The sequence below is a fragment of the Bradyrhizobium sp. SUTN9-2 genome (genome assembly GCF_003122645.1).
Lineage (GTDB): Bacteria > Pseudomonadota > Alphaproteobacteria > Rhizobiales > Xanthobacteraceae > Bradyrhizobium > Bradyrhizobium yuanmingense.
In genome coordinates this window covers 4,075,640-4,088,753 of sequence record NZ_LAXE01000001.1, presented here as the reverse complement: position 1 = coordinate 4,088,753, position 13,114 = coordinate 4,075,640, and the positions used below count along the sequence as shown (strand labels likewise).

Here is a 13,114-nt window from a genome sequence, read left to right as displayed (position 1 = left end):
AAAAAGCAGGAGTGGATTCGTGCATAAGCCTTTGTTGTCCCGCCGTCGTGTGCTCGCCGGTGCTGCCGGCCTTTCGGCCGCAGCGATTCTACCGCGATCGAGCCTTGCCGACTGGAAGCCCACTGAAAACGTTCGTCTCATCGTGCCGGCCGCGGCCGGCGGCTCGACGGACGTGATGGGCCGCCTCCTGGCCGCGCATCTGCAAACCGCCTGGGGTCAGTCGACTGTGGTGGAAAACCGCTCCGGCGGCGGCGGCACGATCGGCACCGCCGAGGCCGTGCGCGCCAAGCCGGATGGTCACACCATCCTGGTCGGCAACCCCGGCCCGAACGCGATCGCCTACAGCATCTTCAAGAACCTCAGCTACAAGCCGGACCAGCTTCAGCCGGTCTCGAACATGATCCGGATTCCGAACATCGTCTCGGCGCATCCGAAGACCGGCATCAAAACGATTCCCGAGCTGATCGCGTATCTGAAGGCCAATCCGGACAAGCTCAGCTACGCCTCCTCCGGCGTCGGCCAGAGCCCCCACCTCACCGGCGCCTGGTTTCTCCAGCTCACCGGCCTGAAGATGACGCACATCCCGTTCCGCGGCGCCGGCCCCGCGCTCCAGGCCGCCCTTGCCGGCGACATCCAGATCCTGTTCGACAATCTCTATCCGACCCTGCCTCAGGTGCAGAGCGGCACGCTCAACGGTCTCTGCGTCACCACGCCCGAGCGCAGCGACCTCGCCAAAGACCTGCCGACCATGCGCGAGAGCGCGCCGGAGCTGGCGAATTTCGACGTGTCCTCCTGGTTCGCGGTCTTCCTGCCGAAGGGCGCTTCGCCCGAGGTGCTGGGCGCGCTCAATCTCCAGGTCAAGGCGATGCTGGAGCGCGAGGACGTCAAGAAGCAGATCGCCGCCATGGGCGCCCGCGCCGACTACGGCACGCCCGAGCAGTTCGCCGCCTTCGTGGACGCCGAGACGAAGAAGTTCGCCGGCATCATCCAGAAGGAAGGCCTGCAGATGGACGTGCAGTAGGTCTCTCTCACGTCATTGCGAGAGAAGCGAAGCAATCCAGGCTGTCTCTGCGGAACGATGCTGGATTGCTTCGTCGCAAGAGCTCCTCGCAATGACGTCGGGAGAGCGTCGGATCGCCAAATCAAAAACCCCGCGGCTCACGCCGCGGGGTTTTCTCTTGTCGCGTCAGCGCCGCTCAGTGCGCCAGGATCGCCAGCAGCAGCAGGGCCACGATATTGGTGATCTTGATCATCGGGTTCACCGCAGGTCCCGCCGTGTCCTTGTAGGGATCGCCGACGGTATCGCCGGTCACCGCGGACTTATGGGCATCAGAGCCCTTGCCGCCGAAATGACCGTCCTCGATGTACTTCTTGGCGTTGTCCCAGGCGCCGCCGCCCGAGGTCATGGAGATCGCGACGAACAGGCCCGTCACGATGACGCCGAGCAGCATGGCGCCGACGGCCGAGAATGCCGCCGACTTGCCGGCCGCGCCGCCGCCCGCGATCGCATAGATCAGGAAGTAGACGACGATCGGCGACAGCACCGGCAGCAGCGAGGGGATGATCATCTCCTTGATTGCCGCGCGCGTGAGCAAGTCGACCGCCTTGCCGTAATCAGGCTTGTCGGTGCCCTGCATGATGCCCGGCTTCTCGCGGAATTGGCGACGGACCTCCTCGACGATCGCACCGGCCGCACGGCCGACCGCGGTCATGCCCATCGCGCCGAACAGGTACGGCAACAGACCGCCGAACAGCAGGCCCACCACGACGTAGGGATTGTTCAGTGAGAAGTCCGGATTGACGCCGGCGAAGTAGGGATGCTGCGCGGAGCGGGCCACGAAGAACTTGAGGTCCTCGTTGTAGGCCGCGAACAGCACCAGGGCGCCGAGACCAGCGGAGCCGATCGCGTAGCCTTTGGTGACCGCCTTGGTGGTGTTGCCGACCGCGTCGAGCGCGTCGGTCGACTTGCGCACCTCCTTCGGCAGTCCCGCCATTTCGGCAATGCCGCCGGCATTGTCGGTGACGGGGCCGAAGGCGTCGAGGGCGACGATCATGCCGGCCAGCGCCAGCATGGTGGCGGTCGCGATCGCGATGCCGAACAGCCCGGCGAGGCTGTAGGTGACCAGGATGCCGGCGATGATGACGATCGCAGGCAACGCGGTCGCTTCCATCGAGATGGCGAGGCCCTGGATCACGTTGGTGCCGTGGCCGGTGACCGAGGACTGGGCGATCGACTTCACCGGACGATAGTCGGTCCCGGTGTAGTATTCGGTGATCCAGATGATCAGGGCGGTGACGACGAGACCGACCACGCCGCACTCGAACAGCGCCAGGCCGGTGTAGTTGACGCCCTCGAGCTTGCCGAAGCCGATCAGGTAGTAGATCACCAGGGCGATGCCGATCAGCGACAGGATGCCCGTTGCGATCAGGCCCTTGTAGAGCGCGCCCATGATCGACTGGCTCGGCCCGAGCTTGACGAAGAAGGTGCCGATGATCGAGGTGATGATGCAGATGCCGCCGATCGCGAGCGGCAGCGTCATCATGTTGGCGAGGATCGGCGTCTTGGCGAAGAAGATCGCCGCCAGGACCATGGTGGCGACCGCGGTCACCGCATAGGTCTCGAACAGGTCGGCGGCCATGCCGGCGCAGTCGCCGACGTTGTCGCCGACGTTGTCGGCGATGGTCGCAGGGTTGCGCGGGTCATCCTCGGGAATGCCGGCCTCGACCTTGCCGACGAGGTCGCCGCCGACGTCCGCACCCTTGGTGAAGATGCCGCCGCCGAGACGGGCGAAGATCGAGATCAGCGAGGCGCCGAAGCCGAGCGCCACCAGGGCGTCGACGACGACGCGGCTATCCGGCGCGAGCTTCAGCGAATGGACCAGGAAGCCGAAATAGAGCGTCACGCCGAGCAGCGCCAGACCCGCCACCAGAAGGCCGGTGATGGCGCCCGCCTTGAAGGCGAGCTCCAGGCCGCCGGCCAGCGACGTCGTCGCGGCCTGGGCGGTGCGCACATTGGCGCGGACCGAGACGTTCATGCCGATGAAGCCCGCAGCGCCGGACAGGATCGCGCCGATGGCGAAACCGATCGCGACATAGAGCCCGAGGAAATAGGCAAGCAGCACGAAGATGACGATGCCGACGATACCGATCGTGGTGTATTGCCGCCGGAGATAGGCTTGTGCGCCTTCGCGCACCGCCCCTGCGATCTCCTGCATGCGCGGCGACCCCGCATCCGCGCCCAAGACCGAAGACGTCGCCCAAATCGCGTAGGCGACGGAAAGCGCTCCGCAGAGCACTATCAACCATAATGCTGTCATGTGATGTTTGCCTCAGATCCTTGATGTACCCCCGGCGCCTTTTGTTGTCCGTCATGCGGTGCAGCGCCTTGATTTTGAACAAAGCCGCCCCCTTGCCCTTAAGGGACGGCTCCAGTCGGCCGCGAGCTTGCCAAAATCACATTGAGGGTGCAACGCCGGATCAGCCCGAAAAGGCCGATCTTGGCAGGTATTTAGGACCAAGCGCTGAGAACTCAGATGCCGGTTTGGAGCAATTCCTAGAAGTGGCTGTAGGACAGCCGCGTCAAAAGCAGATCCTGGCCCTGCCCGTCCAGGAAGCGCAGCGGCTTCTGCCCCTCCGTGATGGTACCGATTGCAGTCACGGCAACGCCGAGGGACTGCCCCGCGGCAATCAGCGTCTCGCATTGTGCCGGCGGAACGGTGCAGAGCACCTCGTAGTCGTCGCCCCCGGCAAGCAGCGTCTCGACAGACGCGACGTTGCGGGCGCGAAGGCCGGCTGCCGCGGCCGAGAGTGGCAGGCTCGTCACGTCGACCGAAGCCGCGACCCCGGAGGCGGCACAGAGCTTGGTCAGATCGCCGGCGAGGCCGTCGGAGACGTCCATCGCCGCGGTGGCATGATCGCGCAGGGCCGGCGCCAGCACGTTGCGTGGCTGCGGCACCCGATAGCGCGAGACCAGAAAATCCCGTGCCGCGGGATCGGAGGTCAGCGCGCTGGCGGCAGCCCCGCCTTTGAGCACGTCGAGGCCGAGCGCGGCATCGCCGATCGTGCCCGTGACCAGGACGCGGTCGCCCGGCCTTGCGCCGGTGCGGCCGATCATCCGCCCCTGAGGCACACGGCCGAAGGCGGTGATCGAGATCATCTGCGGGCCCGGCGTCGACACCGTGTCGCCACCGAGCAGAGGACAAGCGAAGGTCTTCGCATCCTCGCCCAGCGCGTCCGCAAAGGGACGCAGCCAGGCATCCTCCTTGCTGCGCAGCGCCAGCGTCAGCACGAAGCCTGCCGGCGTCGCTCCTTTCGCCGCGAGATCGGACAGGTTCACCCGCAGCGCCTTGCGCGCGATGTTGTCAGGCGGATCGCCGGCAAGATAATGCACGCCCTCCACCACCGCGTCGGTGGTGACGACGATGTCCTCGCCGGACGAGGACAGCACCGCCGCGTCGTCGACCAACCCGAACGCGCCGGGATCGGTCGCCAGCGGTTTGAAATAGCGCGCGATGAGGGAGTCTTCGCCGGAGGGATTTTGTGTGGTTTCCATCGGCGTCAGCCCCATCCACCGCTGTCATCGCCCGGCTTGACCGGGCGATCCAGTATTCGAGAGACAGTCGTGTTAGCCCGATAGGCCGCGGCGTACTGGATCACCCGCCTTCGCGGGTGATGACGACGGAGAATGGGGCAGTCGTCTCGCATCACTTCACCGCCCTCGCGGGAAACTACCCCCGCCCGAACTCGTCGCCGCGAAACTGCCGGCCGATCTGGTCGAGCACGGCGTTGACCATGCCGGTCTCCTCGCGGTCGACGAAAGCATTGGCGACGTCGACATATTCGGAGACCACCACCCGGCCCGGCACGTCCTTGCGATGCTGGAGCTCATAGGCTCCTGCCCGCAGCACTGCCCGCAGGATCGCCTCGATCCGCTTGAGCGGCCAGCCCTTCGACAGCGCCTCGTCGATCAGAGGATCGAGCTTCTTCTGGTCGCGGACGACGCCGGAGACGACGTCGCGGAAAAAGGCGGCTTCCGCCGGCAGATACGTTTCGCCCTCGACCTCGTTGCCGAGCCAATGGCTTTCGAATTCGGCAAAGATGTCGTTGATGCCCGCACCGGCGATGTCCATCTGGTACAGTGCCTGCACGGCTGCGAGCCGTGCCGCACCGCGCCGGTTCGCCTTCTTCTCGACAACGCCGGTCGGCTTCTTGGTGTTATCGGCCATGGCTTCAGGCCCGCGCCAGGCGGCGTTTAATGCGCAGCATCGCAAGCGCGGCGCGCGCGGCATCGCCGCCCTTGTTGAGCTCGCTGGCACGCGCCCGCGCCCAGGCCTGCGCCTCGGTGTTGACGGTGAGGATGCCGTTGCCGAGCGGCAGCTTCCGCGCCACGGCGAGGTCCATCAGCGCGCGCGAGGATTCCTGCGAGACGATCTCGAAATGAATGGTGTCGCCGCGGATCACGCAGCCGAGCGCGATCACCGCATCATAGGGCCTGCCGTTCGCCGCCGCGGCATCGACCGCGATGGCGACTGCCGCGGGGATCTCCAGCGCACCGGGAACCGTAATGACGTCGTGGGTCAGGCCGGCCGCCTTCAGCTCGGCCACCGCGCCGTCCAGCAGCGCATCCTGGAGATCGTCATAGAACCGCGCCTCGACAATCAGCGCGCGCGCGCCGGAAATGTCGGTCTGGTCCTTCAGGGGTGCGCGCCGCGCGTCTGCCATCGTTCAATCCGTTTCGAAAGGGGTCGGCGCTATGTAGTCGCCGGAAGCAGGTAAGCCAAGTTCTAAGAGACCGTCATTTCCGTCAGCCGCGCCGCGTAGCGGGCCATCAGGTCGACCTCGATATTAACCTCATCCCCGGCCTTCCAGCTGCCGATCGTCGTGACATCGAGCGTGTGCGGAATGATCAGCACCGAAAAGGTCACGTCTGCAACCGTATTGATCGTCAGCGAGACGCCGTCGAGCGTGATCGAGCCCTTGGTGGCGATGAACCGGGCCAGCTCCCGCGTCGTCGAGAGCACGAAACGCGCCATATCCGGCAAGTCCTCGCGGCTGACGATGGTTGCAATGCCATCGGCGTGGCCGGCGACGATATGGCCGCCGAGCTCATCGCCGATCTTCAGCGCGCGCTCGAGGTTGAGCCTGGTGCCGACCTTCCAGTGCTTGGCCGTCGTCAGCGCCAGCGTCTCGGCCGCGGTGTCAACGTCGAACCAGGTCCTTTGCTTGGAGTCCCTGCCATCCGCAACGCCCGAGGCAACCACGGTCAGGCACACACCGTTGCAGGCGATCGAGGCGCCGTCCGCAATCGTGCTCTGATCGTAGCGGCAGGCGATCCGCAGCCGGTGCAGCTGCCCCGGCGCCGTTGGCGTGAAGCTGACGATCTCGCCGATATCGGTGACAATGCCGGTGAACATTACGCGCGCTCGTAGATGGTGAGGTTATCCTTGCCGCAGGTCTCGCTAGCATGAACCTTGTAGGCCGGCGACTGCGTGATTTTCGACAGGGGCAATGCATCGAGCGCATCGACGCCGCCTTCGCCGACCGCTTCCGCTCCGCGGAACAGCCAGACCTCGTCGACGAGATCGGCCGCGACGAACGATGCCGCAACGCGGCTGCCGCCCTCGACCATCAGCCGTGTGATGCCCTTGTCCGCCAGCGCATGCAGCACGGCCGAAAGATCGAGCCCGGATGCACTCCCCGGAGGCATGCGCATGATTTGCGCACCGGCCGCGCCAAGGCGCGTCGCGGCGGCCGCTTCCGCAAGCTCGGACGCGATCACCCAAAGCGGCGTCTCGCGCGCGGACCGAACCAGCTGGCTCGATGCGGGAATGCGCAGGCTCCGGTCGAGCACCACACGCACCGGCGAGCGCGCCGCCATGCCCGGCAGGCGGCAGTTGAGCTGCGGATCATCCGCCAGCACCGTGCCGATGCCGACCAGGATGGCATCGCTTTGCGCGCGGAGCAGATGCACGCGGTTGCGTGCCGCCTCCCCCGTGATCGCAAGCGGCTTGCCGCCGGCCGCACCGATCTTGCCGTCAGGCGAGACCGCGAGCTTCAGGATCACATGAGGACGCTGGTCCCGGATGCGGCGGAAATGGCCGGCATGGTCGAACGCGGCCTCCGCCGCGCACAGACCGACGTCCACATTGATGCCGGCGGCGCGCAGGCGCGCATGGCCCTGGCCCGCAACTTCCGGATTGGGGTCCTCGATCGCCGCCACCACGCGCTTGATGCCGGCGGCGATCACAGCATCGGCGCAAGGCGGCGACTTGCCGAAATGAGAGCACGGCTCCAGCGTGACGTAGAGCGTGGCACCCCGCGCTGCTTCGCCCGCCCGCCGCAACGCCTCGGGCTCACCGTGCGGACGTCCGCCTGCTTGCGTCCAGCCGCGGCCGACGATGACGCCGTCCTTGACGATGACGGCGCCCACGGCCGGATTGGGCCAGGTCCGGCCCTGCCCGCGCCGACCGAGCGCAAGCGCCAGCTCCATGAAACGGCGATCAGCATCCTTGGCCTCGCGGGCCTTCTGCGCGAACTGGTCTTCCAGGATGCGGAAGATCATTTGCGGATCGCGGCGAGCCGCGCTTCCTCCTCGCCGGAGAGCTCGCCGAGCACGTCGGCGAAATCCTTGGCCTCGCGGAAATTGCGGTAGACCGAGGCAAAGCGCACATAGGCGACGTCGTCGAGCGTGCGCAGATGCTCCATCACGGTCTCGCCGATCACCTCTGAGGAGATCTCGGCCTCGCCTCCGGTCTCGAGCTCGCGCACGATGGTGGAGACCATCTTCTCGACGCGCTCCGGCTCGACCTGCCGCTTGCGAAGTGAGATCTGCACCGAGCGCATCAGCTTGTCGCGATCGAACGGCACGCGGCGGCCGTTGCGTTTGATCACCGTGAGCTCGCGCAGCTGTACGCGCTCGAAGGTGGTGAAGCGGAAATTGCAGGCGACGCACACGCGCCGCCTGCGGATCACGGACGAGTCCTCGGTCGGACGCGAGTCCTTCACCTGCGTATCGAGACTGTTGCAGTTCGGGCAGCGCATCCGTGTGACCTTTATTTTCGCATGATCTCTTCGGAAAACCGGTACCCACTTTTCCGGATCATGCGGCGCCTTACTGGTAGATCGGGAACCGGTTGGTGAGCGCCTTGACCCGTTCCTTGATCGCAGCCTCCACCAGCGGCGCCTTGCCGTCGGAGGATTGCGCGATCGCATTGAGGACCTCGGCGATCATGCCGCCGACCTGCTGGAATTCGGCCACGCCGAAGCCGCGGCTGGTCGCAGCCGGCGTGCCGAGCCGAATGCCCGAGGTCACAAAGGGCGATTCCGGGTCGAACGGAATGCCGTTCTTGTTGCAGGTGATGGCGGCGCGAACCAGCGCCTTCTCCGAGACGTTGCCCTTCAGGCCCTTCGGCCGGAGATCGACCAGCATCAGATGATTGTCGGTGCCGCCGGAGACGATATCGAGACCATGGCCCTTCAACGTCTCGGCCAAGGCCTTGGCGTTCTCGACGATGTTCTTGGCGTAGACCTTGAAATCCGGACGCAGCGCCTCGCCGAAGGCGACCGCCTTGGCTGCAATCACGTGCATCAAAGGACCGCCCTGCAGGCCCGGGAAGATCGCCGAGTTGAGCTTCTTGGTCAGCGTCTCGTCATTCCACAGCATCAGGCCGCCGCGCGGACCACGCAGCGACTTGTGCGTCGTGGTGGTGGTGACGTGCGCATACGGCACCGGGGAAGCATGCACGCCGCCGGCGACGAGCCCAGCGAAATGCGCCATGTCGACCAGCAGGTAAGCGCCGACGCTGTCGGCGATCTCGCGGAAACGCTTGAAGTCCCAGGCGCGCGAATAGGCCGAGCCGCCGGCGATGATCAGCTTCGGCTTGACCTCTTCGGCCTGCTTGGCCACCGCATCCATGTCGATGATCTGGTCCTCGCGGCGCACGGTGTAGTGCGCGGCCTTGAACCACTTGCCGCTCATGTTCACGGGCGAGCCATGGGTGAGATGGCCGCCGGCGGCGAGATCCAGGCCCATGAAGGTATCGCCGGGCTGCAGCAGCGCCAGGAACACCGCCTGGTTCATCTGGCTGCCGGAGTTCGGCTGCACGTTCGCAAAGCTGGCGCCGAACAGCTTCTTGGCACGATCGATCGCAAGGTTCTCGGCGACGTCGACCCACTCACAACCGCCGTAATAGCGCGCGCCCGGATAACCTTCCGCGTATTTGTTGGTCATGACCGAACCCTGCGCTTCCAGCACGGCCCGGCTGACGATGTTCTCGGAGGCGATCAACTCGACCTCGTGGCGCTGCCGACCGAGCTCACCCTTGATGGCGGCAGCGATTTCCGGATCGGCCTGCTCGAGCGAGGCGGTGAAAAACGAATCGGGCGCGGAGGCGGACTTGGGTGCGGTCATCTCGCGAATATCTCCACCGCCGCAGCCTTTTGGCGGGCTACGGGCGGGTCTGGTGTGGCGGTCGGAAGCACGCGCGATCTACCACATCGGCCGACCGCGGCCAAGCATTTGCGGGTCGGGCCTGATATTTATGCAAGATATGGTGGGATTGGAGGTTTTCAGCCCGGGAGCGGTCTTGCGAGATCCGCTCCCCGTCAATATCCGGGTGGGGCCGCTTTGGGCCTTATTTCTTGCCAGCTGCCGCCGGGGCAGCCGGCGTCGTTTTACAGCCCGGTATACCCCGCCTTCACGGGGTCGACGCTGCCGTCGAGCTGGCGCAGATAGGTCAGGCCGCAGACCGTCAACCTATGGGTGTCGGTCTCGCCGGCTTCCATCAGGATGTTGAGGTAGTTCGTGACCTTTTCACGCGCCTCGGCGCTGGCCGCCGCGGTGCGGTTGGCGAGCAGGTCGTAGGTCTGCATGATGCGGTCGATGGCAGCTTCCATGGCATCCTCTGGTTGGTCGGGATCTTGGGGGTTTTGATCAGGCAACCGCTCTGGCCTCGGTCTGCGCCTGGAACCGGGCGATCGCCCTGTTGGCCAGCCTGATCTTGTTGAATTCGCCCTGCTGGAGCAGCTTGACGATCAGGTGAAGCAGGCGGTCGTCGGTGACGAGAGTGTCCGGGATTGCGCCGGAGCGGCGAAGGTAGTTCGCGGCGATGGCGTAGGCCTCGCTGACGAGTTCCACGTTCATCACCCGAAGCCCGCGCTCGACCAGCATCGCCGTTTCTCCGATCCGAAGAAGATAAGCGCCGAGCCCGGAACTGGTTCCTGGCTGCCGGGGGGATTTTTTCGCAGGTGCAAAAAAATATCAACGCACCGGTCCGGGGCAACTCCGGACCAGCGCGCTTGGGGAAGTCAGGCACGTTCGGGAGGGCTGCCGGTCTTGTTGCGGGCCGGCTTCGCCCAGATCCCTTTAGAACTCAGAGGCGATAGAGGATCTGGTCGGTCCAGAACCGCTCCAGGCGGTGCAGCGACTTGTTGAGGGTCGCAAACTCGTCGCCGGAGATGCCGCCGACCTGCTCCACCGTCTTGACGTGCTTCTGGTAGAGCGCATCGACGATGCGGCGGACTTCCTGGCCCTGCGGGGTCAGGCGGATGCGCACCGAGCGGCGATCGACGCGCGAGCGCTGATGATCGAGGAAGCCGAGCTCGACGAGCTTCTTCAGATTGTAGGAGACGTTGGAGCCGAGATAGTAACCGCGCGTGCGCAATTCGCCCGCGGTCAGCTCCTTGTCGCCGATGTTGTAGAGCAAGAGCGCCTGGACCGAGTTGATGTCCGCGCGGCCGCGGCGATCGAATTCGTCCTTGATCACGTCGAGGAGCCGGCGATGCAGCCGCTCCACCAGAGTCAAAGCTTCCAGATAGAGCGACTGCACCGAACCCTGCTGGCCGGAGACGCGCTCTGCGGTATCTGCCGCAGTTGCGACGGCTTTCATCATGACACTTCCCCTGTTGTCGTTTTTATCGACACTTATTCGACGAAACTTGTGTCCCGTCTGATAGGTGCAACTTAAGAGGGGCGTTTGAAGATCGGCTTAAATAAGAGAATAAAGAGATCATGAATTTAAGACAGTGAATTGCGCATTAAGCCTGTGCCACAAGTACTTTTTGAAAGCCTCTGTTGACCTTCGCAAGGTCCTGTTCACCCTCCGTCCGCCGCTGTTGTCGCATTCCAGAACAGCCCCGCCCCGTTTCGAAACGCACGCGTAAGAGCTGTGGCGGAACCGGCTGGTCAATGAAAACTTACCGCGAATTTTAGGCAACCAGCGGTCAACCAAACGCAACATTCTCTTGTCCCGGACAAGCGCAGCAAGCGGCGCGCAGACCCGGGATCCCAGAAGCCAAAAGCGAGATATCGGAAAGATGGGCCCCGGCTCTGCAACGCATCACGCCGCAAACTTCGGCGTGCTGCATTGCGTCCGGGGCACGAGAGCGTGAGCGTGAATCTCTGCGCGCTACGGCGGCCGCTCGCGCGCGGCCATCCAGGCGAGCGCAAGATAAGCGGCAAGCATGAAGACCTCGATGCCGACCACGACGAGGCTGCCGCCGTAGATTCCCGGGAACATCAGCTCGATCACGGCCATCGACACCACGGTCGTCAGCCACACCACCGCGCCCCAGGGCGTCGCCAGCCAGAGGCCGACGGCGGCGACGAGCTCGATCACCGCGAAGTAGACCGTCGCGGCCTGCCAGGCCATCGACTGGTTCTCGAACGCCTCGTCCTCGCCGCCGACGAAGCCCGTGACCTGCGCCCAGTGATAGAGGCCTTTCAGGATCGAGAGCAGCGCCATCACCCGCAGGAACAGCACCAGCCGTCGGGTCCAGACATTGTCGTCGGACTCCGAGCGCTCCGAGGAGATCGCCGCCACTGAGAGCGCGCTCTCTCGGGCAGTGTCACGGGCAGCGTCCCTGGCATTGGCGCCGCCTTGGGCCGCATCGCGGGTGGAGATCTCGGACATGGCCCCTTCTGGCTGCTTCGGCCCGCAAAATCAATCGGCTGCCCAAGTCAGGTTCAGATCTGCCTTGCGGCAGGTCAAGCCGCGGTGACGGGAACCATGCGAGCTGGTATAAGAATAATTCCAGCCGGAGGAAGAGTGATGGCGATCAAATACGGACGTCCGATCGAATTGCGCGACGTTTCGCGCCGGGACAGCACGGCAGTGCCGCATGCCCTCGATCTGACCGTCCGTCCGCGCCGCAACCGCAAGGCCGAGTGGGCCCGGCGCATGGTGCGCGAGAACGTCCTCACCACCGACGACCTGATCTGGCCGCTGTTCCTGATCGACGGCACCAACAAGCGCGAGCAGGTCGCCTCGATGCCCGGCGTCGACCGCCTCAGCGTCGACCAGGCCGTGCGCGAGGCCGAGCGCGCGATGAAGCTGACCATCCCCTGCATCGCGCTGTTTCCCTACACCGATCCGTCCCTGCGCGACGAGGAAGGCTCGGAAGCCACCAACCCGAACAACCTGGTCTGCCAGGCCGTGCGCGCGATCAAGAAGGAGTTTCCGGAGATCGGTATCCTCTGCGACGTCGCGCTCGATCCCTTCACCAGCCACGGCCACGACGGCCTGATCTCCGACGGCAAGATCCTGAATGACGAGACGGTCGCCGTGCTGGTGCGTCAGGCCTTGGTGCAGGCCGAAGCCGGCTGCGACATCATCGCGCCCTCCGACATGATGGACGGCCGCGTCGCCGCGATCCGCGAGGGGCTGGACCGCGCCGGCCTGCTCGACGTGCAGATCATGGCCTATGCCGCGAAATACGCCTCCGCCTTCTATGGCCCGTTCCGCGACGCCATCGGCTCGGCCAAGACGCTCACCGGCGACAAGCGCACCTATCAGATGGATAGCGCCAACACCGATGAAGCGCTGCGCGAGGTCGAGCTCGACATCGCCGAGGGCGCCGACATGGTGATGGTGAAGCCCGGCATGCCCTATCTCGACGTGGTCCGCCGCGTGAAGGACACGTTTGCGATGCCGACCTTCGCCTATCAGGTCTCCGGCGAATACGCGATGATCGCCGCAGCCGCGAACAACGGCTGGCTCGACGGCGACCGTGCCATGATGGAAAGCCTGCTCGCCTTCAAGCGCGCCGGCGCCGACGGTGTGCTGAGCTATTTTGCGCCGAAGGCTGCGGAGAAGCTGCGGGGCCAGACGTAAGCTGT

At 65.2% G+C, this 13,114-nt stretch carries 14 protein-coding genes; 2 read left to right on the top strand and 12 right to left on the bottom strand.

Annotated elements, in window-relative coordinates; genetic code table 11:
- Positions 1–19 precede the first annotated feature (19 nt).
- Positions 20–1,021: a Bug family tripartite tricarboxylate transporter substrate binding protein gene (locus tag XF30_RS18990; protein WP_036010447.1), complete on the top strand. Its 1,002-nt coding sequence runs from the start codon at positions 20–22 to the stop codon at positions 1,019–1,021.
- A 175-nt stretch (positions 1,022–1,196) separates the two neighbouring features.
- Here XF30_RS18990 and XF30_RS18980 read toward each other — a convergent pair whose 3' ends face one another.
- The 12 genes from XF30_RS18980 to XF30_RS18925 all read right to left on the bottom strand — a co-directional run bounded on the left by XF30_RS18980 (position 1,197) and on the right by XF30_RS18925 (position 11,909).
- Entirely contained in the window at positions 1,197–3,317 is a 2,121-nt protein-coding gene (locus tag XF30_RS18980; protein ID WP_109143543.1) for a sodium-translocating pyrophosphatase, read from the bottom strand.
- A gap of 236 nt (positions 3,318–3,553) precedes the next feature.
- A complete protein-coding gene (thiL, locus tag XF30_RS18975) occupies positions 3,554–4,552 on the bottom strand; it encodes a thiamine-phosphate kinase (RefSeq protein ID WP_036010463.1) in 999 nt (332 codons plus the stop codon).
- 175 nt (positions 4,553–4,727) lie between these two features.
- Positions 4,728–5,225: a transcription antitermination factor NusB gene (nusB, locus tag XF30_RS18970; RefSeq protein ID WP_036010453.1), complete on the bottom strand. Its 498-nt coding sequence runs from the start codon at positions 5,223–5,225 to the stop codon at positions 4,728–4,730.
- A gap of 4 nt (positions 5,226–5,229) precedes the next feature.
- On the bottom strand, positions 5,230–5,721 hold the full coding sequence (gene ribH / locus XF30_RS18965) for a 6,7-dimethyl-8-ribityllumazine synthase (RefSeq protein WP_036010456.1): 492 nt from the start codon (positions 5,719–5,721) through the stop codon (positions 5,230–5,232).
- Between the two features lie 62 nt (positions 5,722–5,783).
- A complete protein-coding gene (locus tag XF30_RS18960) occupies positions 5,784–6,413 on the bottom strand; it encodes a riboflavin synthase (RefSeq protein WP_057029743.1) in 630 nt (209 codons plus the stop codon).
- Complete coding sequence (gene ribD, locus XF30_RS18955; protein ID WP_036010471.1) at positions 6,413–7,561, bottom strand: bifunctional diaminohydroxyphosphoribosylaminopyrimidine deaminase/5-amino-6-(5-phosphoribosylamino)uracil reductase RibD; 1,149 nt, start codon at positions 7,559–7,561, stop codon at positions 6,413–6,415. The genes XF30_RS18960 and ribD overlap by 1 nt, the downstream gene beginning before the upstream one ends.
- Positions 7,558–8,040, bottom strand: a complete 483-nt coding sequence (gene nrdR, locus XF30_RS18950; RefSeq protein ID WP_011087793.1) for a transcriptional regulator NrdR — start codon at positions 8,038–8,040, stop codon at positions 7,558–7,560. The genes ribD and nrdR overlap by 4 nt, the downstream gene beginning before the upstream one ends.
- Positions 8,041–8,110: 70 nt before the next feature.
- Positions 8,111–9,409, bottom strand: coding sequence for a serine hydroxymethyltransferase (gene glyA, locus XF30_RS18945; RefSeq protein WP_109143542.1), 1,299 nt, complete (start codon positions 9,407–9,409; stop codon positions 8,111–8,113).
- Between the two features lie 263 nt (positions 9,410–9,672).
- Entirely contained in the window at positions 9,673–9,894 is a 222-nt protein-coding gene (locus XF30_RS18940; protein ID WP_025036694.1) for a hypothetical protein, read from the bottom strand.
- A 37-nt stretch (positions 9,895–9,931) separates the two neighbouring features.
- On the bottom strand, positions 9,932–10,168 hold the full coding sequence (locus XF30_RS18935) for a hypothetical protein (RefSeq protein WP_036010478.1): 237 nt from the start codon (positions 10,166–10,168) through the stop codon (positions 9,932–9,934).
- Positions 10,169–10,370: 202 nt separating this feature from the next.
- The gene (gene ldtR / locus XF30_RS18930; RefSeq protein WP_025036696.1) at positions 10,371–10,889 is read right to left on the bottom strand and encodes a transcriptional regulator LdtR; all 519 of its coding nucleotides are present in this window, start codon (positions 10,887–10,889) and stop codon (positions 10,371–10,373) included.
- A gap of 516 nt (positions 10,890–11,405) precedes the next feature.
- Positions 11,406–11,909: a DUF6163 family protein gene (locus tag XF30_RS18925; protein ID WP_036025482.1), complete on the bottom strand. Its 504-nt coding sequence runs from the start codon at positions 11,907–11,909 to the stop codon at positions 11,406–11,408.
- Positions 11,910–12,047: 138 nt separating this feature from the next.
- On the opposite strand from XF30_RS18925, the gene hemB reads away from it, so the two are divergent.
- The gene (gene hemB / locus XF30_RS18920; RefSeq protein WP_036025484.1) at positions 12,048–13,109 is read left to right on the top strand and encodes a porphobilinogen synthase; all 1,062 of its coding nucleotides are present in this window, start codon (positions 12,048–12,050) and stop codon (positions 13,107–13,109) included.
- The last annotated feature ends 5 nt before the right edge of the window (positions 13,110–13,114 follow it).

What these genes read in the sequence shown, in the direction of transcription:
- XF30_RS18925 (WP_036025482.1), bottom strand. Translation starts at nt 11,909, where the DNA reads ATGTCCGAGATCTCCACCCGCGATGCGGCCCAAGGCGGCGCCAATGCC.
- thiL (WP_036010463.1), bottom strand. Translation starts at nt 4,552, where the DNA reads ATGGAAACCACACAAAATCCCTCCGGCGAAGACTCCCTCATCGCGCGC.
- XF30_RS18960 (WP_057029743.1), bottom strand. Translation starts at nt 6,413, where the DNA reads ATGTTCACCGGCATTGTCACCGATATCGGCGAGATCGTCAGCTTCACG.
- ldtR (WP_025036696.1), bottom strand. Translation starts at nt 10,889, where the DNA reads ATGATGAAAGCCGTCGCAACTGCGGCAGATACCGCAGAGCGCGTCTCC.
- ribD (WP_036010471.1), bottom strand. Translation starts at nt 7,561, where the DNA reads ATGATCTTCCGCATCCTGGAAGACCAGTTCGCGCAGAAGGCCCGCGAG.
- nusB (WP_036010453.1), bottom strand. Translation starts at nt 5,225, where the DNA reads ATGGCCGATAACACCAAGAAGCCGACCGGCGTTGTCGAGAAGAAGGCG.
- nrdR (WP_011087793.1), bottom strand. Translation starts at nt 8,040, where the DNA reads ATGCGCTGCCCGAACTGCAACAGTCTCGATACGCAGGTGAAGGACTCG.
- XF30_RS18935 (WP_036010478.1), bottom strand. Translation starts at nt 10,168, where the DNA reads ATGCTGGTCGAGCGCGGGCTTCGGGTGATGAACGTGGAACTCGTCAGC.
- XF30_RS18940 (WP_025036694.1), bottom strand. Translation starts at nt 9,894, where the DNA reads ATGGAAGCTGCCATCGACCGCATCATGCAGACCTACGACCTGCTCGCC.
- glyA (WP_109143542.1), bottom strand. Translation starts at nt 9,409, where the DNA reads ATGACCGCACCCAAGTCCGCCTCCGCGCCCGATTCGTTTTTCACCGCC.
- ribH (WP_036010456.1), bottom strand. Translation starts at nt 5,721, where the DNA reads ATGGCAGACGCGCGGCGCGCACCCCTGAAGGACCAGACCGACATTTCC.
- XF30_RS18980 (WP_109143543.1), bottom strand. Translation starts at nt 3,317, where the DNA reads ATGACAGCATTATGGTTGATAGTGCTCTGCGGAGCGCTTTCCGTCGCC.
- hemB (WP_036025484.1), top strand. Translation starts at nt 12,048, where the DNA reads ATGGCGATCAAATACGGACGTCCGATCGAATTGCGCGACGTTTCGCGC.